This is a genomic window from Paenibacillus elgii NBRC 100335 (assembly GCF_004000865.1).
GTDB lineage: Bacteria > Bacillota > Bacilli > Paenibacillales > NBRC-103111 > Paenibacillus_G > Paenibacillus_G elgii.
Map to the genome: position 1 here is coordinate 13238 of NZ_BIMB01000029.1, position 23249 is coordinate 36486.

The following is a 23249-nucleotide window of genomic DNA, read 5'->3' on the forward strand; positions in this document are numbered from 1 at the left end:
CAGCAGTTTCCTGTGTAAATCAACGAGAATTAATTCTTGATAGGTCTGCCATCGGAATCGGTAAAACTTCCAACGGCGATCATGATAAAATCAATTAAAGTCCAGACACCGAAGCCGCCTAAAGTAATCAGCATCAGGATACCGGTGCCGACCTTGCCTACGTAGAAGCGATGGACGCCAAGCGATCCAAAGAAGAAAGCCAGAAGCAGCGCGGCTACGAAGCTTTTCGGACTCTTGTTTTGATGTTGCGGTGCATTATAATCCACAGCGATTCCCCCATTAACAACAGTAAATTTTGAATTGCTCATTTGTATATCGGCAGGCGCTTCTCCAAAAGTTAGTGCTTTTTTCTAAATAATTCTTAATAATTTACTTTTACTTCTCTGCCATAAACAAAGCCTTTTTCCCCTCTTTTTGCCGCCGTCCGTCGCCCGAAGTTTGTTGGCGGGGATATTTGCCTTTCCGTACGGAATGTGGTAAAATGAAATAAATGTTTATAAATGAAACCGGAATTCACATATTGAAAAAGGTGACATTTTTTACATGATACTTTTTTCAATGTGTGAATTTTTTAATTTTGGTTAAAAATGAGCATATTAAATTTATTAATTGTGGAGGTCACACCCATGCAAACAGGTACAGTAAAATGGTTTAACGCAGAGAAAGGCTACGGCTTCATCGAAGTTGAAGGCGGCAGCGACGTATTCGTGCACTTCAGCGCGATCCAAGGCGAAGGCTTCAAGTCCCTGGACGAAGGCCAACGCGTTGAATTCAACGTTGTTCAAGGCAACCGCGGACCGCAAGCTGAGAACGTTGTAAAAGTTTACTAAGCAGCAAGCCCGCTCTTAACGCAAGTTAGGGGCGGTTTTTCTTTTAGTATTGAGATCGGAAAGGGGAATGGCCATGAATTATCGTAAAAAGATGTTTGAGGAAGTCCCCAAGGAAGAGACCAAGATCTGGTCCTGTACAAAAGAAGACTGCAACGGGTGGATGCGGGACAATTTTATGTTCGAGCATAACCCGACGTGTCCGTTGTGCCAGTCCCCTATGGTTAGCGATACGAGAATGCTTCCGGTGCTCGTGAACTCGGCGCTGGATCATCGGCCGGCTAACGCCGGGCAAGAGGAATAGGCACGAATTTGACAGCCGCCGTTCAAGTTGTTTAACTTGGATGAGCGGTCTTTTTTAGGTTCCGAATGAGGTGATGAAATTGCTCGAGTGGACGGGAGAGCGAATTATTCCGAAGCAGATGAAGCCGACGAACGGCATGCTGCTGGAGCATATCGCGAGATATTATTTTGCCGCTCCTTATGTGCGGGGACGGGTGCTGGACATTGCGTGCGGAACCGGATACGGGAGCCATATGACGGCCAAGGAGCGGAAGCGGGAAGTGACGGAAATCGTCGCCGTCGACAACGATGAGGAGACGCTCCGGTATGCAAGCCGGGAGTACCATCATCAGAAGGTGACGTATGTGCAAGGGGATGCGACCGACCCGGAGCTTCCGGAGCGGCTTAGCCAGTTCGATACGATCTTGAGCTTTGAAACGATCGAGCACCTGAAGGACGACAGGATGTTCATCGACAACCTCTACCGTATGCTGAAGCCGGGGGGAGTTCTGGTTCTGTCCAGCCCGTTCGGCCGGGGGCGGGGGATGCCGACCAGCGAACCGTTTCACGTTCACCAGCTCACGCCGGAGCAGTTCGAGGAGCTGTTCACCGGCTTTGCCGAGGTGGACATTTACTACCAGCGGGGCGTGACTTTCGAGAAGCCGCGGGACGGCATCCGGTATTTTATCGGCGTGGCGGTGTGCCGGAAGTAGCGGAGACTTCATTCCTTCACTTTTCAAACGAGGCGCCCTTCTGGTACATTGGTATCACGAGATTTGGAAACCTGCCGAAGCCGGGAGGTGCAAGCTCCCGCAGCGGCGCAAAGTGAGGCCGTGATCAATGTATAAGCTCATGCTTGTGGAAGACGAAGAAGATGTGCGCGAAGGCATCCTGCGGGAGATCGACTGGGCCCGCCATGGATTCGAAGTGATCGAAACCGCGGAAAACGGTCAGGAGGCGGCGGAGCTGTTCGAACGGCAGGTGCCGGACGTGGTCGTCACCGACATCCGCATGCCGTTTATGGACGGGCTGCAGCTAGCAGCGTGGATCAGGCAGCGGTATGAGGCGACGAAGATCGTCATCCTGACCGGTTTCGACGAGTTCGAATACGCGCAAAAAGCGGTCAAGCTGCATATCGACGAATATGTGCTCAAGCCGTATTCGGCGCAGGAGCTGATCGACGTGCTGGCGAAGATCAAGCGCCGGATTAACGAAGAAGCGGCGGAGAAGGAAAACGTCCAGACGCTGCAGGAGCACTACCGCAGAAGTCTGCCCGTGCTGCGCGAGGTGTTTCTGGCCTCGTTGGTCGCCCGGAAGCTGCCGCGGCGCGAAATCGAGGAGAAATGCCGCAGCTACGATCTGGAGCTGTCGGCGGACGCCTACGTCGTATCGGTCATCAGCATGGATATGGGCGACAGCGAAGAAACGGATGGGGAAGCCGAAGCCTCGCTCAAAGGTTCGAAGGACACGGAGCTGAAGCGCTTCGCCGTGCTGAACATTGCCGAAGAAATCGTTGAGAAGCACCGCTTGGGGCGGGTGTTTTTGCATAACGATTATTTGGTGCTTTTGGCGGTAGCCGGACAGGGGACGGAAGGCGAAGCTTCCGCGCTTAAGAAAACGCTTACGGCGCTGGAGGACATCCGGCAGAGCATTGAGAAATATTTGAAATTCACCGTCACGATCGGCGTCGGCACCGTATGCGGCGAGCTGACGGACGTCTCCTATTCGTACAAGGATGCGGTGCTGGCGCTTGATTACCGCGGCATTCTCGGCAGTAACCGGATCATTTGCATCGACGATGTGGAGACGCGTTTCGTCGAGAAGCTGCGCTTCGACGAATTGAAGGAGCATGCGCTGATCCGCTGTCTGAAGGTCGGTACCCCGCAGGAAATTCAGGAGACGGTGGACGGCTTGTTTCACGGCATCGGCGAAACGCAGGTGTCGTTCAAGGATTACCAGATTTACTTGATGGAAATGTTAACAGCCATTCTCAAAGCGGCCAAAGACGCGAACGTCGATTTGGATGCGGTGCTCGGGACGGATTTCGTGCCGTTCGCGGAGCTGCACAAGTTCGCGAGCTTGCAGGAAGCGAAGAGCCGTATTCTCGGGCTGTGCACAGCCATCATGAACAGCATCGCCAGCCAGCGGCAGTATGCGTATAAATCGCTGGTAGAGCAGGCGATCGACTATACGAAGAGCCATTACCACGAGACGGACATTTCGATCCAGAAAGTGTGCAGCCATCTGCACATCAGCGCTGGCTATTTCAGCAGCATTTTCAAGAAAGAAGCGAAAATGACGTTCGTCAGCTACCTGATGCACATTCGGATGGAAGCGGCGAAGGAACTGCTGCGGACGACCGATCTGAAAGCGTTCGAGATCGCCGAGCGGGTCGGGTATGCGGAGCCGAACTACTTCAGCTTTAGCTTCCGCAAGCATGTCGGCGTCTCGCCGAAGGAATACCGCAGCGCCGCCATGGAGGGACACCGCGGATGAACCGGGTGGGACGGTGGCTTCGGCGGATGGCCGCCTCCGTTGTCTATACGTGGAAGGTCAAGAGCATTCAGGTGATCATCACCGCGTCGTTTACGCTGCTGACGCTGCTTGTGATGGCATTCGTCAGCGTGATGCTGTACAACAAATTTACGAAGACGGCGGAGCAGAACACGTTTCTCAGCAATGAACAGATCGTCGCGCAGGTCAAATACAACCTCGAAATTTACTTGCAAAATATGTCCCAGGTGTTTCAGACCGTGGAGCAAAAGGTGTGGATGAATGCCATCGTCTCGGGAGAAGGACGGCTGACCGAGCAGCTCGGGACGATACTGGATAGCCGCACGGATATCGTGTCGATGGCGCTGTTTACGGCGGACGGCGAGCCGATTGCGGGCCTTCCGGTCATGGACATGCGCAAGAACACGAAGCTGACCGAGCAGAGCTGGTTCAAGACGGCGCTGGAGAACCCGAACCATCTGACCTTTTCGCTGCCGCACATCCAGAATCTGTACAAGGGCAAATACACGTGGGTCGTGTCCATGAGCAAGCAGATTACGATCGAACGCGGCGGCGAGAAGCGGAACGCCGTGCTGCTTGTCGACTTCAACTTCAAGACGATCGACGACCTGTGCCGCCGGGTCAGCCTGGGGAAGAAAGGCTACGTGTACATCATCGACGAGTCCGCGGGCAACATCGTGTACCACCCTCAGCAGCAGCTCATTTATATCGGATTGAAATACGAGAATGTGGAGCAGGCGCTCAAATACACGTACGGCAACTATCTCGATTCGTCCAGCGGCGACAAGCGGCTGATTACTATCGCAACGGTCAACAACATCGGCTGGAAAATCATCGGCGTTTCTTATATGGACGAAATCGTGACCGCCAAAAAGGAAATCGGCGGCTTCATCGCCTGGCTGCTGCTGTTTGTCGTCGTCTTCGTGCTGCTGATTTCGGCATTCATGTCGGCCAAAATCTCGCAGCCGATCCGCCGGCTGGAGCGTTCGATGAGCAAGGTGGAGCAGGGTGTGTTCGACATTCACATCCAGGTGCAGGGCGACGACGAGGTGGGGCGGTTGTCACGCCGGTTCAACTATATGGTGGCCCGCATCCGCGAGCTGATGGGCCAAATCATCCGCGAGCAGGAAGCGAAGCGCAGGGGCGAGCTTGAGGTGCTGCATGCGCAGATTCACCCGCATTTTCTATATAATACGCTGAATTCCGTCGTGCGGCTGGCCGGCGGAGGCAAGAGCGAAGAGGTCATTACGATGATTACGGCGCTGTCAAAGTTTTTCCGCATCAGTCTCAGCAAAGGCCAGACCGTCATCTCCGTACAGGATGAGCTGGAGCATGTCCGCAATTATTTGATCATCCAGAAAATGCGGTACAAGAACAAATTCGAGTTCGCGATCGAAGCGGAGCCAGAGGTCCTGGGCTGCCGGACGCTGAAGCTGATTTTGCAGCCGATCGTGGAGAACGCGATCTACCACGGCATCGAAATGATGGCGGACGAAGGCTTCATCCGGATCACCGCGGAGCTCGCCGGGGAAAAGGTGCGGCTGCAGGTCATCGACAACGGGCTCGGCATTCCGGCGGAGAAGCTGGAGCGGCTGCTGACGGGCGAGGGGGCAGGCGGCGAAGGCTCATCCGTCGGCCTGCGCAACGTGCACGAGCGGATCCGGCTTGGCTACGGCGAAGCCTATGGGCTGGAGATTGAAAGCCAACTGGAGGAAGGCACGACGGTGACGCTGTGGATTCCGGCCGTACGAACGGAAGGGGCGGAGGAGCGATGACAAGCGGAAACGCAGCGATTCGTACGATTCCGGTGCTGCTTGCAGCTTTATTGTGCATCCCGCTGCTCGCCTCCTGCGGGAGCGAGAACACCGAGCCGCACATCGCGGAGCCGAAGAAGCAAATTGCGCTCGTGCTGAAGACGGATAACAGCGATTATTGGAAAACGGTGCGCACAGGGGCGGAAGCGGCGGCAAAAGAATTCGGCGTCGAGCTGTCCGTCGGGGCGCCCAAGCAGGAAGAGGATGTGCAGGGCCAGATTCAGCTCGTAAACGAAGCGGTTAACTATAAGCGGGATGCGCTAGTGCTGGCGGCCAACGACGACCAAGCGCTGGCGGAAGCGGCCGGACAGGCGGCGGAGCGCGGCATGCCGGTCATCGCCATCGACACGGAAATCGACTCGCCGCGGGTGCGCAGCTTCATCGGCATCGACAACTTCGAGGCCGGGCGCAAGGCGGGGCTCAAAATGGCGTCGCTCGTCGGGAACCGGGGCCGCATCGCGGTGATCGGCTTCAAGCCAAGCGTGAGAACGACCGAGCAGCGGGAGCGAGGTGTGCTGGACGAACTCGCCAAGCACAGCCAGATGAAGGTGATGGAGCAGGTCGAGTGCACCTCGGACCCCGCTCCGTGCGCACGGCAAATCCGCCGGCTTCTTCAGGAGCCCGTAGACGGAATCGTCGCACTGCATGCCGTTTCGTCCATTGAGGTTGTCCGGGCGATCGGGGAGATAGGGCTGGAAGGAAAAGTAAAAGCCGTCACGTTCGACAGCACGGCCGAAAATATCGAATCGCTGCAGGAAGGCGTCATTCAGGCGACGATTATCCAGAACCCGTTCAGCATGGGCTATCTGGGCGTCAAATATGCGGTGGAAGCCTTGGAAGGCAAGAAGGTGCCCGCCCGCTTCGATACCGGGACGAAAGTGATCGATCAGGACAACATGTTCTGGTCGGACAACCAGAAGCTGTTGTTTCCTTTTGTGAAGTGAAAAAATGGAGAGGGCGGCCGCCTAAGCGGTCGCTCTCTCCTGCTTCATCAGCCAGCGGCAATGGGCTGTCTTACGATTTTGACGTCATAGAACGAGATTTTGTTGGAAATAATATAATCCGGCATGCCTCCGCGGTGGGAGTGCGCCTCCCGGAACGCTTCGCTGCGGGTCCACGCTTGAAAATCCTCTTTTTTGCTCCAGCGGGTGCTGACCGTCACTTCGTCGTATTCCGGCGTATTTTCCGTCAGCAGCACCTCCAGGCCGAGAAAGCCTTCCATATATTCCACTTTTCCGACCTTATCGAACCGTTCGATCAGCTTATGCGCGTTACCCTTCGTGATGTGGGACGTATTCGTTACAATGACCATATGATTTCCTCCTTGGGTTTACAGGTTTTTCGAATCGGGATGATAACAGGATAGTCGTCGTCGAAGGCGACTTTGGCCTCGATGGCGTAAACGTCCTGCAAAAATTGCGGACTGATCATTTCTTTCGGATTTCCGGACCCTACCACGCGTCCGTGCTTCATTGCAATGAGATAATCGCAGTAATTGGCGGCCTGCTGAAGATCGTGCAGCACCATGACAATCGTCAGCCGATACGATTGGTTGATCCTTTGCAGCATTTCCATCACATCAAGCTGATGGGCGAGATCCAGATAGGTGGTAGGCTCATCCAGCAGCAGAATATTCGTTTTTTGGGCCAACGCCATGGCGATCCGGACTTTTTGCTGCTCACCTCCCGATAAAGTGTGGAACATTTGCTGCTCTGCCTTTGCGGTGCCCGTTATGTCCAGCGCCCAATCGATAATCCGCTCGTCGTCCGCCGTCATGCGATCGAACATACGTTTGTATGGAGAGCGACCGTAAGCGACAAGCTCCCGTACGGTCAGCTCGGGAAGCTGGCCTTTGGATTGGGTGAGCATCGCCACGGTTTGGGCAAACTCCATCGATTTATAGGTCTTGGCCTGCCGGTTATGAACGTAAACTTCTCCCTGATCGGCTTTCAGCAATTGCGCGATAATTTTTAATAAAGTGGATTTTCCGGAGCCGTTAGGCCCGACGATAGCTGTCAGCTTGCCTTTTGGGATCGAGACCGTAACGTCCCGAAGCCGGAAGGCGCCGACATGGAACTCCAGATGGTCCGTATGAATAGCGGTGGCGGTCATCACACGATTCCCCGTTTCTTCAGCAAAAATAAAAAGAACGGCGCCCCCAGACCTGCGAGCAGAATGCCGACGGGCAGCTCGATCGGGTCGAACCACGAGCGTGCGATCGTATCGGCCAGCACGACAAGCGCTGCGCCTCCCACGATGGACAGCGGAAGGAGGAAGCGGTAATCTTCGCCGGCCAGCAGCCGGATAGCATGGGGCACGACCAGACCGACAAAGCCGACCAATCCGGCGACACTGACGGCTGCCCCGGCCAATAAGGAGGACAGAAGGATTAGCAGCAGGCGCTGCACTTCCACCTTCTGGCCCAGCAGCTTGGCTGCATCGTCTCCGAGCAGCAGCAGGTTGGCCGGTTTGATCGCAAGGACGGACAAAGCCAGCCCCGTGATGGCGTAGGGCGCCATGAACTGCAGATGATGCCAGCTGCGGCCGCTTAGCCCGCCCGCCAGCCAGGGCAGAACCGCTTGCACCCGGTCGCTGTACGTCACCATCAGTCCGTTGGTTATGGCGCCCAGCAGCGCATTGATCGCGACGCCCGCCAAAATGATTTTGAGAGGCGAGGCCCCTTTATCCCACGCAAGCCCATAGATGACCACGGAAGTGATCAGCGCCCCCAGAAAAGCGAGAGCGGGCAGCAAATAGCTGAGCTGCGGAAACACGATCATCGCCATGATGGCAGCAAGGCCTCCGCCCGCCGAGACGCCGATAATGCCCGGATCGGCCAGCGGATTTTTCATCACGCCCTGTAACAGCGCACCGGCTGCGGCCAGGCATGCGCCGGTCAGCATGCCGACGAGCACGCGGGGAACCCTTAGGTTCATGACGATTTTCTCGTGCGCAGGCGGGCCGCTTGCCGTAAAAACCGTCCATACCTCCTGAAGTGACAGGGAGACGGAACCGTAGGCGATGCCATAAAAAGCGACGGCGAGGAGAAGGAGCGGGGCTGCGATACAGAGCAGCTTTCTTCTCAGTAGGCGTTGTTGTTTATTCATCGGGCGTCACGTCACTTCACGGCTTGAAGCAAGGCTTTGAGCCGGTCAAGCGCTTCAAGGACCCGGGTGCCGGGATTCGTGCCGAACAGGTCGGACGGCAGCACCTCCACACGATTATGCTTGACGGCGTCCAGGCTGTTCCAGGCGGCATTTTGCTGCATTTCTTTCAAGAATCCGTCCTTGACCTTCTCGGGGTTGCCATGGCTCATCAACAGAACCAGCTGCGGGTTCGATTGGATAATTTTTTCGGTATTCAATTGAGCATATTGCGGATAATTTTCCAGCTTCGGATAGTCCGCAGCAATATTTTCCCCTCCGGCCTTCGCCAGAATATCTCCGCTTAAGGAGTTGCCCAGCGCAGCCATGTAGGTGCCCGGAGCGCCGTAAACGAGCAAGACCCTCGGCTTGGGGCCGGTCGACCCGGAAGCGATTTCCTTGAGCTTCGCATCGATGCTTTCGTTCAGCTCCCGGGCTTTGTCTTCCTTCTGCAGCAGTTGGCCGAACAAGGCGATCTGCTTCTTGATATCGTCGATCGAATTGGCGGAGGTCAGCAGCATCTTGGAACCGATGCCTTCGACCGAAGGGATATCTTTCGTGTTCAACGGATGGTTGCCGAGCACGACATCTGCATCCAGCGCAGCGATTTTTTCGAGATCGATGCCGTGGGTGCTGCCGATCTGCTCCGCGCCGGCCGCTTCTTTGACGGCCGCCGGACCTGCCGACGTCGGCCGTCCCACGACCTTGCCGCCCAATGCATAAATAATATCCACCTCGCCGTTGCTTAATGCGGCGATTTTGGCCGGGACGGTAGGGAAGGTCACGCTACGTCCGGCAAAATCTTGGACGGATAGCTTCGCATCGGCCGTCTTCGCAGCAGACTGCTTCACCTCGAACGGCGCAGCCGTGGCACCAATTCCCGTGGACGGCCCCGGACTGCATCCGGCCGCCCCGAGCAGCAGAACGGCCATGCCTATAGGCCACAATCGTTTCATTTGCGTCCTCCTATCTGGCGGAGCCGGATATTAGATTGGTTGATCGAAACAAATGATAATGATTATCACTATCAATGTCAATGGGGAGTTGGGGGATTTATCCAAATTATTTTTTTGGAGGGGGATGGAATAACTTAATTTTTGATTGCCGCCAATAATTTGGGTTGACAATTTCCTTGAATCTGGAATAAGATCAACCTGTCGGACAAAATTTCGTCTAAATATTTCCAGAACTGAAATAAGGGAGGGATGCCATGTTCAGAAAATTGTAAAAAGGACAACAGAAGAAGCCGGAAGGGATCATTTTTTTTGAGTTCTAATTGAGAATGATAATCAATATTGATGATAATGATTATCAATGAGTTCTCTGTAAACTAACCGGAAAGGAAGCCCGTACAACGTGAAAAGGTCATTAGCTTTACCCTCTTTGTTTTTGACGCTGGCGTTCGTCCTGAGCCTGTTCTTTGCGCCGGGCGTGCAAGCGGCATCTGATTTGGCCGACGGTACGTATACGATTGACTACACCATTGTCAAGGCGGAGAACGAGTCGGCTTCGATGGCGAACGATTATTTCGAGAAGCCGGCGACCTTACAGGTGAAAAAAGGCGAGATCACCGCGCAAATTCAAATGAACCACAGCAAATGGATCACCATGTTCAAAGTGCCGGACAAAGGCGATTTTGCCGATGCGAAGGTAATCAAGAGCGATGAGAACGAAGACACCCGAGTCGTCGAATTCAAGCTTGACGATTTGTCCAAGCCATTTCTTTCCAAAATTCATGTGACGGTCGAATCGATTAACTACGACCATGATTACACGATCCGCTTTATGTTCGACACGAAGAAGTTAAAGAAAGTCGAATCGGCGGCCAAGCAGGCCTCCGATAAAGCTGGCGCTCCGGCTGCGGCTGCGGAGAAGACCGGCGCCGACAAAGGTGCGAAGGCCGGCACGGCAACTCCAGCAGCAAGCGCGAAGCCGGTAGCGAGAGCCGAAGCGATCGCCAAGGCGGAGAACACAGCTCCGGCAGCGAGCACGAAGCCTGAGGCGACAGCCTACGCTGCCAAGCAGTCGGCGGACAAGGTCATGCTATCAGCCGACAACCCGCAAACCGGGGATCAAGCGCCCCTTGCTTTTTTTACAGCTTTGTTCTTCATTTCAGCATGCTATCTGGTTCGCAGCCTCCAAAACCAATAGACCCTAAAAGGAGAGAATCCCTTTGAGAAAGCAATTTACCAAAGCCATTGCCGTGTTTATGATGATGTTTGCGCTGCTGACCTTCGTTCAAGCCCCGCTGGCCGGAGCCAATGCTGCGCTTGCTGACGGAACTTATACGGTTGAATTCGCCGTGCTGAAGGATCAAACCAACCAAACGTCTACCATGGACGGCTATCTCCAGAAGCCGGCTAAGCTGGAAGTGATCGATGGCAATAAATTCGTCTCGGTTACTTTGAAAAACAGCGATTGGATTCAATTTTTCAAAACCGAGCAGAACGGAAGCTACGTTGATGCAACCGTGGTAAGCACGGACCCGGCAGCCAACACCCGCGTCGTTAAATTCCCGGTATCCGATTTGACGGCCAAAACGAACGTGTACACGCATGTGAAAATTACAACGCTGCCGTTCCCTTACGACCACAAGTACAACGTTCAAATTCAATACAATACGAGCAACATTAAACCGCAATAAGCCAGTCATCCAGGCGCGTCATTGTAGCTAAGAAGCACCTGTAATCCGCTGCGGCCAGGAAAGCAAGGGGAGCTTGATCCCCGGTTTATTTACGAGACAACAAAGGAGCGTTATGACTTTGAGCAGGATAGTACAGAAAGCTTTATCCGTTTTTCTAGCCGTCTTCGTCTTTCTCGCTGCGGTCCAAATTCCGCTCGCCGGTGCGGCCCCCTCGCTTGAGGAGGGCAGCTATACGATCGGTTTAACCGTGCTGAAGGAAGATAAAGACGAGCCGTCGATGGTGAACGATTACCTTCCGAAGCCGGTCCAGGCCAAGCTGGAAGTGAAGGACGGGAAGCAATTCGCATCCATCACTTTGCTTAACAGCAGCTGGTGGCAATATTTCAAGACGGAGAACAACGGACAATTCGTCGATGCGGAAGTTGTAAGCCGGGACGAAGTCAACAATACGAGAGTCGTGAAGTTCGAAGTGCCGGATGTGTCGGCGAAGCTGAATGCCAAGATCCATGTGAAAATTATCGGCTTGCCGGGCATGCCCGACTTCGTCTACGACAATTACTATACGGTTCGCATCGTTTTCGATACGGACACCCTCGTGGCGGAGCCGGGGGACAAGAGCCGGCTGGCGGCGCTCGTTACCCAAGCGCAATCGGCGCATGATGCCGCCGTGGAAGGCAGCCTGAAGGGGCAGTATCCTGCAGGCTCCAAGAGCAAATTAAGCTCGGCGATTGCGCAAGCCAAGGCTGTCGCCGACAGCGCATCGCCTACGCAGGCGCAGCTGAACAAGGCGGCTGCTGCGCTGCAAGCGGCCCTCGATGCGTTCAAGGCATCGGTGAATACCGCGAACCCGGACCCGGCGAAGGACGGCGTATACCGCCTTCCGTTTGCGGCGCTTCATGCGACGGCGGATCAGACGTCGGGCATGGATGCGTACTTGGCTAAGCCGGGCAAGCTTACGGTTCAGCAGGGGCGGAAGAAGGTATCCTTCACGGTGAAGCAGAGCTCGATTATTCCGCAATTCAAGGTGGAGCAGGGCGGCGTGCTGCTTGATGCCGTTGTGGTAAGCCGCAATGCGGCGGACGATACCCGGGTAGTGGAATTTGAAGTGAGCGATCTGAACGTTCTCGTGAATGCCGAAGTGCGAGTGGAAACCTCGTACAACGGACAGCCTTACCAAAAAACGCACAAAATCCGCTTGAAGCTCGACTCCGCAAACGCCGAGAAAATCCCGTCCTCCGAACTGACAGGACCTGCGGCCGTGAAAGCCGGACAGCAGTTGAAGCTGACGTTCGGGGTGAGCGGTGTGACGAACAGCGTATATGAACAGGTGTACACGCAAGGGCTGACGCTGGGCTTCGATCCGGCCAAGCTGAAGTTGGTTGAAGCGTCCCCGTTGATCAACGGCCTTCGCCTCACGGAGCAGTACGAGATCGCGCCCGGACAAGTCCGCTTGTCGACCAGCTTGGACGAAGGCGTGCGGCCTTTGCCGGTAAACAACCAGTACATCACGCTTACCTTCCAAGCACAATCGGTGACACAGGCGACTTATGCGCTTATTGCGTTAAGCGACGTTGTGGTGAACAACCATAACGGACAGCTCAAGGTAGACGACAGCTGGCATATGTTCATCATTCAAGCGGGCCCGGCTGAGAAAGGGAAGCTGAACGCGCTGATTTCGGAGGCCGAGGCGCTGCATAACGCAGCGGTTGAAGGCACGTTCCCGGGCCAATATGCCAATGGCGCCAAGAACGCGCTTTATACGGCGATCCGACAGGCTCAAGCGACAGCCGGTCTGGACGAAGCGGAGCAAGGGCAGGTGGATCAGACTGCAAGCGCTCTAGAGACGGCGATTGCCGGATTCAAAGCAGCGGTTGTGACTGGGACCCGCCCTCCGGTAGAAGTCGCGAACGGACAGTACAGCTTCGATCTTGTCGTCATCTCCGGCGACCGTTTCGGCTCGTCCGCAGGCACTTATCTTGAACATACCGGGAAATTGACCGTTCAAGACGGGAAGAAATTCCTCTCGTTCCAACGGAAAAACGGCGTATCGATTGCGAACTTCCAATGGCTGCGCGCCGATGGGACGACCCGGGATATTCCGGCGCAGGAAGCGCCAATGTCGACGGAGTCTGAAACCGCCCGTACGTTAACGGCGGGTGCGGCAGATGTCCGATACGAGGTCGACGATGTGACCGCCACCTATCTCGTCAAGCTGGCGGTGGCGAAGACTAGCGGAACAGAGGAGCGTTCGTTCCGCATTGCCTTGAACAACATTGTGCTTGCTTCGCCCGGAGGACCGGGGCCGGTGAATCCGAACGTGCCGATCACGCAGGGAAAAAGCCCGAACGGACTTGTCGACGGGTTATACAGCATCGATTTTAAAGTGTTGAAATACGGCACCGATACCAAATCCGTGATGCAGGATTACGTGAAAATGCCGGGAAGCTTACAAGTGGTGAACGGTACGCAATACGTCTCGATCGTGCTCAAGCAGAGCAAGGAAATTACGGAGTTCAAAGTTGAGCAAGGCGGTAGTCTGACCGACACGACCGTCGTCAGCAGCGATGAGAAAGAAAACACGCGGGTCGTAAAATTCCAAGTGCCGAATCTGGACGAGAAGGTGAAGGGCTGGGTCAAAGTCGATTGGGCGGCCTTCAACTATTTCCATTCCTATGACGTGCACTTTGCGTTCGACAAAAGCAGCATTCGGCCGCTCAACGGCAACTTGTCCAAAGTCCTGAACGCCAAGCCGTTTCCTAAATCGCTAAAGGCCGGCGAGTATACGATGAACTATACGCTGCTTATTTCGGCAACAAGCCCGGAGCAAGCGAAGATGGAAGACAATAAATCGGATAAGAAAACCGATAAGAATGCGCCGAAAAAATCGTTCATCAACGATCTGGTGAAGCATCCCGCTAACCTGACCATTCAGGAAGACGGCAAGAAGTTCGTTACTTTCACCGTGAACAAAAGCAAAGAAATGCCGATGATCCAAGTCGAGCGGGATACGGTCGAGAAGGATGCCGATCCGTTTGCCGACGTCAAAGTGGTATCGTCCAATGAACAAGAAAATACGCGGGTCGTTCAGTTCGAAGTGAAGGACGCGAGCACGAAAAAAGTCCGGATCAAGATGGACTGGCCGGACAAATATAACCTGATATACACCGTGGACATGACGTTCGATCTGGACAGCATCAAGCCTGTCAAGAAGGAAGAGGAGAAGAAGGAAGAGCCTAAAGCGGCGGAAACCAAGCCTGCGGTGAAGGCAATCGTACCAGCGAAGCTGACCGACATCGAGGACCACTGGGCGAAAGCTCTGATCGAGCGGGCTGCGGCACTCGGCATCGTCAATGGCTATGAGGACGGTACGTTCCGTCCGGACAACGAGACGAGCCGGGTCGAGGTGGCGGCGATGATCAGCCGGGCGCTCAAGCTGAAAGAGGAGCAGGGCGAATTAAGCTTCGCCGACCTCGACAGCATTCCCGCATGGGCCAAGGAGAACTTGGCCGGCGTCGTAAGCTCGGGCATCATCAGCGGTTATGCGGATGGAACGTTTTCGGGCGAACGGAAGGTGAGCCGGACCGAAATCGCCGTTATGATCGTACGCGCTCTGAAGGTCGAGCCTGCAGCGAATGCGTCTCTTCCGTTCGCGGACGCAGGACAAATTGCACCATGGGCGCAGCCTTACATTGATGCGGCCCACAAGCTCGACATCGTCGGCGCAAGTAACGACAACCGGTTCGCGCCATATGCGAACGTAACCCGGGTCGAAGCGGTGAATTTGGTTTTAAAAATGCTTAATCATGTCAAGTAATTACAGTTGAAGCTTCATAAATCGGATGAGCGGGGATGCCGGGTAACCGGCGTCCTCCGTAATTTTTTAGGAAAGGAGGAATCGCCAAGGTGGGCAAATGGCGCAAAGGACTAAGCGCTACAATCGTGCTCCTGCTGCTCTTAACAGGCTGCTCGACGAAGGCGAACACCGATGGTACCGCTGCTGCGAACGCCGGCCCCGAGACGGCCAAGACGCAGCCGGAGCATCGGATCATCGCCACAACGGTGGCGGCTGCGGAAATCATGGATGCGCTGGAGGTCGATTTGGTCGGGATTCCGACCAGCTATAAGGAGCTGCCCAAGCGGTACACTTCCTTGCCCCAAGTAGGCAATCCGATGAGCCCGAACATGGAGCTGGTAAAGTCGCTCGATCCGACGGACGTGCTGTCCGTGACGACATTGCAATACGACTTGGAGCCGGTCTTCAAAAATGCAGAGATCGAAGCGAGCTTTCTTGATCTGACCAGTCTGGGCAAAATGAACGAGGCGATCAAGACGCTGGGCAACAAATACGGCCGACAAAAGCAGGCCGAAGCGATCATAGCCCAATACGACAAGAAGCTCGCCGAAATCAAGCAGCGGATCGCGGGCAAAGCGTCGCCGTCCGTGCTTATTCTGCTTGGCGTGCCGGGCAGCTATCTGGTGGCGACGGAAAACTCATACATTGGCGATCTGGTGAAGCTGGCTGGCGGGAGAAATGTTATACAGGGCGAAAAAGTGGAATATTTGGCCTCCAATACGGAATATCTCCAGCAGGCGAACCCGGACGTCATTTTGCGGGCGGCTCACGGGATGCCGGATGAGGTCGTCAAAATGTTCGATAAAGAATTCAAGAAAAACGACATATGGAAGCACTTCGATGCAGTAAAGAACAACAGGGTATACGATCTGGAGGAACGATTGTTCGGGACAACGGGAAATCTGGCGGCGATCGAAGCGCTGGACGTGGTGACGAACATGCTGTACCCGTAAACTATGGAGTGGCAGAGGACGTTTGCACATGAACAAAACGATTTGGAGCTTGTTGGCCGTCATCCTTTTGCTCGTCGTCATGGTCATCGTATCCGCAACGACGGGCAGCATCAAGGTGGGCGGCTTCGAACTAATTCAAGGCTTGGTTACCGGCGCGAACAAAAAAGTGGAGGTCATCCGCGACCTGCGTCTGCCCCGGATCATTGTCGCGCTGTTCGTCGGAGCGGCATTGGCGGTATCGGGCGTGCTTCTGCAAGCCGTGATGCGAAGCTCGCTTGCGGATGCCGGGGTGATCGGCATCTCTTCCGGGGCCGGGTTTGTTTCCATCTTGATGGTCTCCTTATTCCCCAGCCTCTTTTTCTGGCTGCCGTTTTTTGCTTTTATGGGTGGCGCGTTGGCATGTTTTCTGGTCTATTCGTTCTCTTGGAAATCGGGCCTCAGTCCCATTCGGATTATTCTTGTGGGAATCGCCATCAACGCGATGTTTACCGGCTTGGGACAATCGTTTAACTATAGAGGCAGCTATGCGGTGACCAGCGTCAACCAGGCGACGACGTCTACGTTCCCCTTGAAAACGTGGAGCGACGTCGAAGTGATGCTCATCTACGGAACCGCCGGTCTTGTTCTCTCGCTGCTGCTGTGCTCCTGGTGCAACGTGCTTGCACTGCAGGACAAATCAGCCCGGAACGTCGGTCTTCCCGTCGCGCGCGCTCGGCTGCTGATCTCTGCCGTCGCCGTTCTGCTGGCGGCCGTCGCTACGGCTATCGGTGGACTTATCGCTTTTGTCGGGCTGCTCGTTCCTCCTATTGCCCGGCTGCTCGTCGGCTCGGATCATAAGGTGCTCATTCCGTTTTCCGCTCTGGCGGGGGCTTTACTGATCTTGACGGCGGACACGCTCGGACGAACGGTGTTGGCGCCTGCCGAAATTCCGGCTTCGATTATTATGATGGTGATCGGGGGGCCTTTCTTGATATTTCTGCTTAGAAAGAGTGATCGGGTCCATGGACATTAAGTTGGAAATTCAACAGGTCAGCTTTTCGTACGACAAGAAGCGCGATCAGCTCAAGCAGGTGAACGGCCAGATCGAGCCCGGCAAAATCACGACCATTATCGGTCCGAACGGATCGGGCAAGTCGACGCTGCTCGGAGTGATGTCGCAAAACTACGCTCCGCACAGCGGACAGGTCGTGCTGGACGGGAAAGCGATTCGCAGCTACAAGCCGAAGGAGCTGGCCAGGAAGCTGGCTGTCGTCCACCAGCAGAACGACGCGCCCCACGACATCACCGTGGAGAAGCTGGCGGGCTTTGGCCGGATCGCGCATCGGAGCATGCTAGCCCCACATGGCGAGGAGGACGACAAGGCTGTCGAGTGGGCGCTGTCCTGCACGAATCTGCTGGAAAAGCGTCAGGCGACGCTCGATCAATTATCCGGGGGCGAGAAGCAGAGAGCTTGGGTAGCGATGGCTTTGGCGCAAAGCACGCCGATGTTGTTTTTGGATGAGCCGACGACATTTCTTGATATTTATTACCAAATCGAACTATTGGAGTTAATCAAAAAGCTGAATGCCGATCACGGCCTGACGATTGTCATGGTGCTGCACGATATCAATCAGGCGATCCGGTACAGCGACCGCTTGATCGTGATGAAGAACGGCGAGATTCAGATGCAGGGCCCGCCGAACGAAGTCATTACGGAGGCTTCGATCAAGATGATCTACGGCGTGGATGTGATCGTCAAGCATGAAGAAGCTGCGGGGCTGTATATGATTCCCGTCGGTATTTGACTTGCATTGAGGTGATAAATTGAACATTCGAAGATGGCTGACGCCGCTCTGCTTGGGACTGATGCTGTTTTCCGGGTACGAGTTAACCGGTATGCTCCGCAGCTACCACGACAACCGGACCGTCATGGCCGAAGCCCGGCAGTTGTACGGGAATGCGGAGCCCCAGCCGCTTTTCACTGAAGCCACGAAACCTCCGATTGATGCTGTAGAAGCCCCGAAGGGGGAGTCCTCGCAAACGGAGTCCCCCAAGGAGGCCCGCGCTCAATTCAAGGCTCTGCTCGACGTAAATCCAGACGTGGTTGGTTGGCTCCGAATCGCGAATACGGCCATCGATTACCCCGTCGTCCAAGGGAAGGACAACGCCTATTATTTGAACCGGAACTATAAGGGAGAGGAGTCGAGCGCCGGCAGCATTTTCCTTGACTTCCGCAACGATATCGGCAAGGCTCAACCGAACACGGTGATTTACGGCCACCGCATGAAGGATGGCTCCATGTTTGGTGATTTGAATAAATTCCTAAAAGAAGATTTTATTGGGAAAAACCTCGCTTTTCAGTACGATACGTTGTATCACAGCTATCGGGCCGAAATTTTCTCCGTCTACCCGGCGACCGCAGATTTGAATTATATTCAGACTGGTTTCCAAAATGAACAGGAATACGCGTCTTTCCTGCAAACCCTCCGGGAGCGGTCACTATACAAAATGGACACAATCCTCGGGACGGAAGACCGCATCCTCACGCTCTCAACCTGCGACTATACGCTTGACCCGGCGAAGGGGAGACTTGTAATCCACGCCAAGCTGATCGAGCAAGTAAATCGCCTGCAAGCCCTAGCCCTCCCATTATAAAAGAAACGTCCTTTGATCCGAAAGGCGTTCAGCGTGTTGAGAAATCCTAGAAGTAGAAAAACTCAGACAAATAGAGGTGGGGTATATCCCGTAAGAGTTTACGTCCGCCTTTGGAACCCGTGAAAATACCGCAAATTCTAATCCAATTCACGGGTTTCAAGAGCGGCTGGAGGGATATACCCCACCTGCATATGCAGAGAGTTTTCTAAGCGAAGCGGGTTCTCTACTCACTCAACGTCCTTTGAAATTCGAAGGACGTTTCTTTGCGTCCTCCCCCAAACACATGAGGATTTCGATAAAACACATGAGGATTTTGAATGGGTTTTTTTCCGAAAATCCAAGATAATGGGAACGTAGCTAACCTAACGTAACGTCACACAAAAAACAGGAGGTCAGATGTTATGAAAAAGAAAGCTGTACCTGTGATCATCGCGGCAGCCCTGCTTGCCACCGCTGTCGGCTGTTCCGGCTCCGGCAATGCTCCTGCGGGCGGCGCGAGCACGAATGCGGGCGGAGGAGCCGCCAAGCCTGATGCCGGCGCCGCCAAAAACCCGACCATTGGCGTCGCGATCTACAAGTTTGACGATACGTTCATGACAGGCGTACGGAACGCGATTTCCCAAGCGGCGGAAGGCAAAGCCAAGGCGGATATCGTCGACAGCCAGAACTCCCAGCCGACCCAGAACGATAAAGTCGATCTGTTCATTACGAAGAAGGTCAACGCGCTCGCCATCAATCCGGTCGACCGCACCGCAGCCGGCGTCATCATCGACAAAGCGAAAAACGCCAACATCCCCGTCGTCTTCCTGAACCGCGAGCCGCTGGCCGACGACATGAAAAAATGGGATAAGGTGTACTACGTCGGCGCGAAAGCGGAGCAGTCCGGCACGATGGAAGGCCAGCTCATCGCCGATTATTTCAAAGCGAACCCCGCAGCGGACAAAAACAAGGACGGCGTGCTGCAATATGTCATGCTGAAGGGCGAGCCGGGGCACCAGGACGCCGAGCTGCGCACGAAGTTCGCGATCAAAGCCGTCGAGGACGCCGGCATCAAGGTGGAGAAGCTGGCGGAAGACACCGCGATGTGGGACCGCGTCAAAGGGCAGGAGAAGATGGCCGCGTTCCTCGCTTCCCATGGCGACAAAATCGAAGCCGTCTTCGCGAACAACGACGACATGGCGCTTGGCGCGATCGAAGCTTTGAAGGCGAAGGGCTATTTTAAAGACAACAAATTCATTCCGGTCGTCGGCGTTGACGCCACGGCGCCTGCGCTCAAGGCGCTTGAAGAAGGCACGCTGCTCGGCACCGTGCTGAACGACGCGAAAAACCAGGGGAAAGCGACGTTCAGCATCGCGAACGTGCTCGCGCAAGGCCAGACGCCGACCAAAGAAAACACCGGCTATGACATTACCGACGGCAAGTACGTCTGGATCTCTTACAAAAAAATCACCAAAGAAAACATGAATGACGCGAAATAATCGGCTACCCGGCCGAGCGGCAAGGGGCAATGGCTGCGGACGTTGCCCCTTTTGTCGTATGCGCGCATCCTTACGCGAGGGGGCCTTGGCATGACGGAAACCCGATATTTGCTTGAAATGAACGGAATTACGAAGGAATTTCCCGGCGTCAAAGCGCTGGACGGCGTCACCTTGAAGGTGCGCCCGGGCACAGTGCACGCCCTGATGGGGGAGAACGGGGCAGGCAAGTCCACGCTGATGAAATGCTTGTTCGGCATTTACAAGCCGGACGGCGGCGAGATCATTCTGGACGGCCAGCGGGTGGAGATCAACAACTCGAAGGATGCGCTGAGCTTGGGCGTCTCGATGATTCATCAGGAGCTGTACCCGGTGCCGCACCGCAATGTGATGGAGAACCTCTGGCTCGGCCGTTTTCCGGCGAAGGGGCTCGGGCCGCTTAAAATCGTCGACGAGAAAAAAATGCGCGAAGATACGCTTGCGCTGTTTAGGGATTTGGATATGGATATCGATCCGAACGCCTTGGTAGGCTCAATGTCCGTATCCAAGATTCAATCGCTCGAAATTGCCAAAGCCGTCTCCTTCCGCTCCAAAGTCATCGTGATGGACGAACCGACGTCTTCGCTGACCGGCAACGAAGTGGAGCAACTGTTCAAGATCATTAACGAGCTGCGCGGGCGCGGCGTATCCATCATTTATATTTCCCACAAGATGGAGGAAATACTCCGGATTTCCGACGACGTGACCATCATGCGAGACGGCAGGCTGATCGGCATGTGGCCGGCGGCCGAGCTAACGACGGATCTCATCATCTCCCGCATGGTCGGCCGCGACCTGAAGGAGCGCTTCCCAGAGCGCCACAACAAGCCGGGCGACGTGCTGCTGAAGGTGGAGAAGCTGACCTCGCCTTTTCCAAAATCGTTCCGGGACGTGTCGTTCGAGCTGCGGCAGGGCGAGATTCTGGGCGTCGGCGGCCTTGTCGGCGCGCAGCGGACTGAGCTGATCGAAGCGCTGTTCGGCCTGCGCTCGGTCGCCTCCGGCGAGATCCGTCTCCGCGGACGCAAGGTCAAGATCAAATCGCCGATCGACGCCAAGAAGCACAAAATCGCGCTGCTGACCGAAGAACGGCGGGTGACAGGAATTTTTCCCGTGCTGTCGATTCTGGAAAATACGATGATCGCCAATCTGGACCGGTATATTAATCCGTTCTTCCTGCTGAACGAACGGAAGGGGCGGGTGGAAGTCGCCGGGAGCGTCGAGAAGCTGCGCGTCAAGACGCCTTCGATCAAGGAGCTGATCAAAAACTTGTCGGGCGGCAACCAGCAGAAGGTGCTGCTGGCGCGGTGGCTTCTGACCGAGCCGGACATTTTGCTGCTTGACGAGCCTACCCGGGGCATCGACGTCGGGGCCAAATTCGAGATCTATACGATCATCGCCGATCTGGCCAAGCAAGGCAAAAGCATCATCATGATTTCCTCGGAAATGCCGGAGCTGCTTGGCATGTCGGACCGCATTATGGTCATGTCGGAGGGGCGGCTGACGGGCATTCTGGACGGACGGCAGGCAACGGAACAAGAAATTATGCGGCTTGCCGCCAACTAGAAGAGGACATCGCGAAGGAGGAGAACCGGGCTTATGAAGACGGGAAAGCTGAACCATTTTTTTACGCAAAACGCCATTTATATCGTTTTGATCCTTCTCGTAGCGGGCATTGCGATGTCCGATCCGCGGTTTTTGTCGGTCGATATTTTGCGGGACATTTTGCTGCAAAACTCGACCCGCGCCATTATCGCGCTGGGAGCCGCGTTCGTGCTGATTACGGGAGGAACCGACTTGTCCTCGGGACGCGTCGTTGGGTTGACGGCGGTACTATCCGCTTCCATGCTGCAGACGGCTGATTACCCGCGCCGCTTTTTCCCGGACATGCCCGATCTGCCGGTCTGGGCGCCGATCTTGATCGGGATTGCCGCAGGGCTGCTCGTCGGCTTGATCAACGGCTGGATCGTGTCCAGGCTGAGCGTGCCGCCGTTCATCGCAACGTTGGGCACTATGGTCATTGTCTACGGGGCGAACTCGATCTACTTCGATTTGAAGCCGAACGAATCGCAGCCGATTGCCGGGTTGCGTCAGGACTTCACAACCATCGGCACCGGCTTCATCGGTCCGAACGGGCCGTATTCGCTGCCGTATATCGTCATCATCGCGATCGTCGTCGCTTTTATCGTCTGGGTCATTTTCAACAAGACGCGGCTCGGCAAAAATATGTACGCGATCGGCGGGAACAGCCAAGCGGCGGTCGTCTCCGGGATTAACGTCAAGCGCAACCTGATTTATATTTATGCGATCGCAGGCGCGCTGTACGGTTTGGGCGGTGTGCTGGAAGCGGCTCGTACGGGCGGCGCGACGAACAACTACGGCAACATGTACGAGCTTGACGCGATTGCCGCGTGCGTGGTCGGCGGCGTATCGACAGCGGGCGGGATCGGAACCGTGCCGGGCGTGCTGGCCGGCGTGCTCATCTTCGGCGTCATCAATTACGGCTTGACCTTCATCGGCGTCAGCCCGTATTGGCAGCTCATTATAAAAGGGCTGATCATCGTCGCCGCCGTCGCTTTTGATATTCGGAAGTATTTAGCGAAAAAATAAGGAAGTCGCAAAAGGCTTGTCGCATAGGCGGCAAGTTTTTTTTGCGTTAGGCCCCAAGGAGGGTTGCAATATCTTTATTTATCCGATAAAATAACTATGAATTAACCGAAGGGAATGGGTGATTCCGATGACGGCACGTTGTCCTCACTGCTCCGGCGTTCAGCCCTTGGACGCTTCGATCTGCCCTCACTGCGGAGCCGAGGCGAAGACGCAAGACCGGCTGCTGGACGCTTTGACTTATTGGGACGGCACGGCTGCCGCTTCCCGTCTGTATCCTTCTTTGATAGCCCTTCTGATCGTTGTCGTCGCCGGCGGAGCGGCCGCTTGGCTGCATGTTCCCGCGCTCTTCTGGACCGGTGCCGTCATCGCGCTTCTGTACCGCCTCTTCATGATTAAAATTTAAAGCCATCCCGTCAATCATAATAAAAGCTTATTCATAGCATCAAGGATTCGTATTTGTGTTT

22 protein-coding genes are annotated in these 23249 nt (G+C 55.1%); 17 read left to right on the forward strand and 5 right to left on the reverse strand.

The features are described 5' to 3' along the window. Positions 1 to 29: 29 nt before the first annotated feature. Positions 30 to 266 (reverse strand): TM2 domain-containing protein, encoded by a 237-nt coding sequence (locus tag PEL01S_RS20480; protein ID WP_233455023.1) that lies wholly within the window; start codon positions 264 to 266, stop codon positions 30 to 32. A 360-nt stretch (positions 267 to 626) separates the two neighbouring features. On the opposite strand from PEL01S_RS20480, the gene PEL01S_RS20485 reads away from it, so the two are divergent. The 6 genes from PEL01S_RS20485 (at position 627) to PEL01S_RS20510 (ending at position 6381) form a co-directional block, all read left to right on the forward strand. After that, positions 627 to 830: a cold-shock protein gene (locus PEL01S_RS20485; RefSeq protein ID WP_010495688.1), complete on the forward strand. Its 204-nt coding sequence runs from the start codon at positions 627 to 629 to the stop codon at positions 828 to 830. A gap of 73 nt (positions 831 to 903) precedes the next feature. Continuing rightward, positions 904 to 1131 carry a cold-shock protein gene (locus PEL01S_RS20490; protein WP_063178285.1) on the forward strand — a complete coding sequence of 76 codons (228 nt, stop codon included), beginning with the start codon at positions 904 to 906 and terminating at the stop codon, positions 1129 to 1131. A 73-nt stretch (positions 1132 to 1204) separates the two neighbouring features. Beyond that, a complete protein-coding gene (locus PEL01S_RS20495; protein WP_127461661.1) occupies positions 1205 to 1822 on the forward strand; it encodes a class I SAM-dependent methyltransferase in 618 nt (205 codons plus the stop codon). A gap of 127 nt (positions 1823 to 1949) precedes the next feature. Further along, complete coding sequence (locus PEL01S_RS20500; RefSeq protein ID WP_127461627.1) at positions 1950 to 3605, forward strand: response regulator transcription factor; 1656 nt, start codon at positions 1950 to 1952, stop codon at positions 3603 to 3605. After that, positions 3602 to 5398, forward strand: a complete 1797-nt coding sequence (locus PEL01S_RS20505) for a sensor histidine kinase (RefSeq protein WP_127461628.1) — start codon at positions 3602 to 3604, stop codon at positions 5396 to 5398. Before PEL01S_RS20500 ends, PEL01S_RS20505 begins: the two co-directional genes overlap by 4 nt. Then, positions 5395 to 6381 (forward strand): substrate-binding domain-containing protein, encoded by a 987-nt coding sequence (locus tag PEL01S_RS20510; protein WP_127461629.1) that lies wholly within the window; start codon positions 5395 to 5397, stop codon positions 6379 to 6381. Before PEL01S_RS20505 ends, PEL01S_RS20510 begins: the two co-directional genes overlap by 4 nt. A gap of 47 nt (positions 6382 to 6428) precedes the next feature. Here PEL01S_RS20510 and isdG read toward each other — a convergent pair whose 3' ends face one another. From isdG to PEL01S_RS20530, 4 genes are read right to left on the reverse strand one after another with little or no spacing between them, the layout of a single operon-like run. Continuing rightward, on the reverse strand, positions 6429 to 6749 hold the full coding sequence (isdG, locus tag PEL01S_RS20515) for a heme oxygenase (RefSeq protein WP_054977710.1): 321 nt from the start codon (positions 6747 to 6749) through the stop codon (positions 6429 to 6431). Beyond that, entirely contained in the window at positions 6737 to 7549 is an 813-nt protein-coding gene (locus tag PEL01S_RS20520; protein ID WP_127461630.1) for an ABC transporter ATP-binding protein, read from the reverse strand. Before PEL01S_RS20520 ends, isdG begins: the two co-directional genes overlap by 13 nt. Then, positions 7549 to 8544, reverse strand: a complete 996-nt coding sequence (locus tag PEL01S_RS20525) for a FecCD family ABC transporter permease (RefSeq protein WP_127461631.1) — start codon at positions 8542 to 8544, stop codon at positions 7549 to 7551. Before PEL01S_RS20525 ends, PEL01S_RS20520 begins: the two co-directional genes overlap by 1 nt. 11 nt (positions 8545 to 8555) lie before the next feature. Next, the gene (locus PEL01S_RS20530; RefSeq protein ID WP_127461632.1) at positions 8556 to 9536 is read right to left on the reverse strand and encodes an ABC transporter substrate-binding protein; all 981 of its coding nucleotides are present in this window, start codon (positions 9534 to 9536) and stop codon (positions 8556 to 8558) included. A 433-nt stretch (positions 9537 to 9969) separates the two neighbouring features. Between PEL01S_RS20530 and isdC the strand changes: the two genes are divergently transcribed. The 11 genes from isdC to PEL01S_RS20585 all read left to right on the forward strand — a co-directional run bounded on the left by isdC (position 9970) and on the right by PEL01S_RS20585 (position 23188). Further along, complete coding sequence (isdC, locus tag PEL01S_RS20535; protein WP_239551407.1) at positions 9970 to 10731, forward strand: heme uptake protein IsdC; 762 nt, start codon at positions 9970 to 9972, stop codon at positions 10729 to 10731. A gap of 22 nt (positions 10732 to 10753) precedes the next feature. Then, entirely contained in the window at positions 10754 to 11224 is a 471-nt protein-coding gene (locus PEL01S_RS20540) for an NEAT domain-containing protein (RefSeq protein WP_239551405.1), read from the forward strand. A gap of 118 nt (positions 11225 to 11342) precedes the next feature. After that, positions 11343 to 15038, forward strand: coding sequence for an NEAT domain-containing protein (locus PEL01S_RS20545; RefSeq protein WP_163768122.1), 3696 nt, complete (start codon positions 11343 to 11345; stop codon positions 15036 to 15038). A gap of 89 nt (positions 15039 to 15127) precedes the next feature. Beyond that, entirely contained in the window at positions 15128 to 16030 is a 903-nt protein-coding gene (gene isdE / locus PEL01S_RS20550) for a heme ABC transporter substrate-binding protein IsdE (RefSeq protein ID WP_063178300.1), read from the forward strand. 28 nt (positions 16031 to 16058) lie between these two features. After that, positions 16059 to 17042, forward strand: a complete 984-nt coding sequence (locus PEL01S_RS20555; protein ID WP_063178302.1) for a FecCD family ABC transporter permease — start codon at positions 16059 to 16061, stop codon at positions 17040 to 17042. Position 17043: 1 nt separating this feature from the next. Further along, positions 17044 to 17814 (forward strand): ABC transporter ATP-binding protein, encoded by a 771-nt coding sequence (locus PEL01S_RS20560; RefSeq protein WP_063178418.1) that lies wholly within the window; start codon positions 17044 to 17046, stop codon positions 17812 to 17814. 19 nt (positions 17815 to 17833) lie between these two features. Then, positions 17834 to 18664: a class B sortase gene (gene srtB / locus PEL01S_RS20565; protein WP_255320141.1), complete on the forward strand. Its 831-nt coding sequence runs from the start codon at positions 17834 to 17836 to the stop codon at positions 18662 to 18664. Positions 18665 to 19065: 401 nt separating this feature from the next. Next, positions 19066 to 20142, forward strand: a complete 1077-nt coding sequence (locus PEL01S_RS20570) for a galactose ABC transporter substrate-binding protein (protein ID WP_063178306.1) — start codon at positions 19066 to 19068, stop codon at positions 20140 to 20142. A gap of 90 nt (positions 20143 to 20232) precedes the next feature. Next, positions 20233 to 21741 carry a sugar ABC transporter ATP-binding protein gene (locus PEL01S_RS20575; RefSeq protein ID WP_127461635.1) on the forward strand — a complete coding sequence of 503 codons (1509 nt, stop codon included), beginning with the start codon at positions 20233 to 20235 and terminating at the stop codon, positions 21739 to 21741. A 33-nt stretch (positions 21742 to 21774) separates the two neighbouring features. Continuing rightward, the gene (mglC, locus tag PEL01S_RS20580; protein ID WP_036693148.1) at positions 21775 to 22785 is read left to right on the forward strand and encodes a galactose/methyl galactoside ABC transporter permease MglC; all 1011 of its coding nucleotides are present in this window, start codon (positions 21775 to 21777) and stop codon (positions 22783 to 22785) included. Positions 22786 to 22912: 127 nt separating this feature from the next. Beyond that, positions 22913 to 23188 carry a hypothetical protein gene (locus tag PEL01S_RS20585; protein WP_108533323.1) on the forward strand — a complete coding sequence of 92 codons (276 nt, stop codon included), beginning with the start codon at positions 22913 to 22915 and terminating at the stop codon, positions 23186 to 23188. The last annotated feature ends 61 nt before the right edge of the window (positions 23189 to 23249 follow it).